Genomic DNA, 3,122 nt, shown 5'->3' with positions numbered 1-3,122 from the left:
CAGGGGGTCAAGAGTTCGAATCTCTCCATCTCCACTCGGGATTAAATCTAATCCCTAACGTACCTTGAAAATCACATATTGAATAATTGAATCTTAAATATTTAAGATACAAGACATCCGAGGCGTATCGAAAGATACGTAACCGAAAGAATCAAGTAAACACAAAGACCAGGGGTGCAACGCTATGCACCTTCGTATGGAAGCCGTTCCCGCGGCGGAGATACTACTGGTTAAGCTAGAAAGAGCGCAGGGTGGATGCCTTGGCACTAAGAGCCGATGAAAGACGTGATAAGCTGCGAAAAGCTTCGGGGAGGAGCAAATATCCTTTGATCCGGAGATCTCTGAATGGGGAAACCTACTTGAGTGCACCTCAAGTGACGTATGGTGAATACATAGCCATACGCCGGGAACCCGGTGAACTGAAACATCTAAGTAGCCGGAGGAAGAGAAAGAAACATCGATTCCGAAAGTAGCGGCGAGCGAAATTGGAAGAGCCCAAACCGGAATGCGTGCATTCCGGGGTTAAGGACCACGTTATGTGACCCGTATGGTAATGGAACTGTCTGGGAAGTCAGACCAGAGAGGGTGAAAGTCCCGTACATGAAACCAGAAGGGAGCTAGTGGGATCCAGAGTACTGCGAGACACGTGGAACCTTGCAGGAAGTCGGGGGGACCACCCCCCAAGGCTAAATACTCCTTAGTGACCGATAGCGCATAGTACTGTGAAGGAAAGGTGAAAAGGACCCCGGGAGGGGAGTGAAAGAGAACCTGAAACCCTGTGTTTACAAGCTGTGGAAGCACGTTAAGGTGCGACCGCGTACTTTTTGTAGAACGGTCCGGCGAGTTGCGGATGCTGGCAAGGTTAAGCACTTTAGGTGCGGAGCCGAAGCGAGAGCAAGTCTGAATAGGGCGTCAAGTCAGCATGTGCAGACCCGAAACCGGGTGATCTATCCATGTCCAGGTTGAAGCGAAAGTAAAATTTCGTGGAGGACCGAACGCACATCCGTTGAAAAGGGTGGCGATGAGGTGTGGATAGGGGAGAAATTCCAATCGAACCCGGAGATAGCTGGTTCTCCTCGAAATAGCTTTAGGGCTAGCCTCGTATTAGTCTGGTGGAGGTAGAGCACTGAATTTCCTAGGGGGCGTCAAAGCCTACCGAAGAATATCAAACTCCGAATGCCATACAGATGATGTACGGGAGTCAGACGGCACGAGATAAGTTGGGTCGTCAAAAGGGAAAGAGCCCAGACCTGCAGCTAAGGTCCCAAAGTGTGTGTTAAGTGGAAAAGGATGTGGGATTTCAAAGACAACTAGGATGTTGGCTCAGAAGCAGCCACACATTCAAAGAGTGCGTAATAGCTCACTAGTCGAGAGGTCCTGCGCCGAAAATGTCCGGGGCTGAAACACAACACCGAAGCTCAGGAATGTATTTATACATTGGTAGAGGAGCATTCTTAAAGGGGCGAAGCAGTACCGATAAGGAGCTGTGGACTTTTAAGAAGAGAGAATGCCGGAATGAGTAGCGAGATGGAGGTGGGAATCCTCCAGGCCGAATATCTAAGGTTTCCAGGGTAAAGCTGATCTGCCCTGGGTAAGTCGGGGCCTAAGGCAAGGCTGAGAAGCGTAGCTGATGGACAACAGGTTTAGATTCCTGTACCACATGGTATCAGAACTGTGGGGACGCAGAGGGATAAGATGACCGGGGGACAGATTCCCGGGCAAGCGCAGGAGGTGTCAGGCAGGCAAATCCGTCTGACAAGCCAAAGGCGTGACGCGGACCGAACCAAAGTAGGGAAGCATCCGATTCCAGCTGCCGAGAAAAGCCGCTATTGTGTATCATGTGCCCGTACCGTAAACCGACACAGGTGGATGAGGAGAGAATCCTAAGGCCGGCGGGAGAAGCATTGTTAAGGAACTCGGCAAAATGACCCCGTAACTTCGGGATAAGGGGTGCCAGAGAGATCTGGCCGCAGAGAATAGGCTCAAGCAACTGTTTAGCAAAAACACAGGTCTATGCGAAACCGTAAGGTGATGTATATGGGCTGACGCCTGCCCGGTGCTGGAAGGTTAAGAGGAGAGGTTAGAGCAATCGAAGCTTTGAATTGAAGCCCCAGTAAACGGCGGCCGTAACTATAACGGTCCTAAGGTAGCGAAATTCCTTGTCGGGTAAGTTCCGACCCGCACGAAAGGCGTAATGATTTGAGCGCTGTCTCGACAATGCACCCGGTGAAATTGAAATACCAGTGAAGATGCTGGTTACCTGCGCCAGGACGGAAAGACCCCATGGAGCTTTACTCCAGCTTGATACTGGGATTCGGTAATGCATGCACAGGATAGGTGGGAGGCTACGAGTATGGAACTCCGGTTTCATATGAGCCGCTGTTGGGATACCACCCTTGCGTTACTGGGTTTCTAACCATGGTCCGTGATCCGGATCGGGGACAATGTCAGGTGGGGAGTTTGACTGGGGCGGTCGCCTCCGAAAGGGTATCGGAGGCGCTCAAAGGTTCCCTCAGAATGGTTGGAAACCATTCGAAGAGTGCAAAGGCAGAAGGGAGCTTGACTGCGAGACCGACGGGTCGAGCAGGTAGGAAACTAGGACTTAGTGATCCGGTGGTATGAAAGTGGGATTGCCATCGCTCAACGGATAAAAGCTACCCTGGGGATAACAGGCTTATCACTCCCAAGAGTTCACATCGACGGAGTGGTTTGGCACCTCGATGTCGGCTCATCGCATCCTGGGGCTGAAGTAGGTCCCAAGGGTTGGGCTGTTCGCCCATTAAAGCGGTACGCGAGCTGGGTTCAGAACGTCGTGAGACAGTTCGGTCCCTATCCGGCGCAGGCGGAGGATATTTGAGAGGAGCTGTCCTTAGTACGAGAGGACCGGGATGGACGGACCGCTGGTGTACCGGTTGAGCTGCTAAGCTCATGGCCGGGTAGCCAAGTCTGGCAGGGATAAACGCTGAAGGCATCTAAGCGTGAAGCCCCCCTCAAGATGAGATATCCCATTCGAAAGAAGTAAGACCCCTTGAAGACGACGAGGTAGATAGGGCAGAGGTGGAAGTGCAGTAATGTACGGAGCTGACTGTTACTAATCGGTCGAGGGCTTATCCAGGAAGGTC

Annotated in this window: 1 rRNA gene; it reads left to right on the top strand. The window is 51.8% G+C overall.

Annotated features, from left to right (window positions below):
- Positions 1-228: 228 nt before the first annotated feature.
- Positions 229-3,115: ribosomal RNA gene (locus DWY93_RS16535) — 23S ribosomal RNA — on the top strand.
- The last annotated feature ends 7 nt before the right edge of the window (positions 3,116-3,122 follow it).

The organism is Clostridium sp. AF28-12, from assembly GCF_003435225.1.
In the GTDB taxonomy this organism is placed as follows: domain Bacteria; phylum Bacillota; class Clostridia; order Lachnospirales; family Lachnospiraceae; genus Pilosibacter; species Pilosibacter fragilis.
Note: the sequence above shows the minus strand (reverse complement) of the source record. Positions and strands in the feature narration are given on the sequence as shown.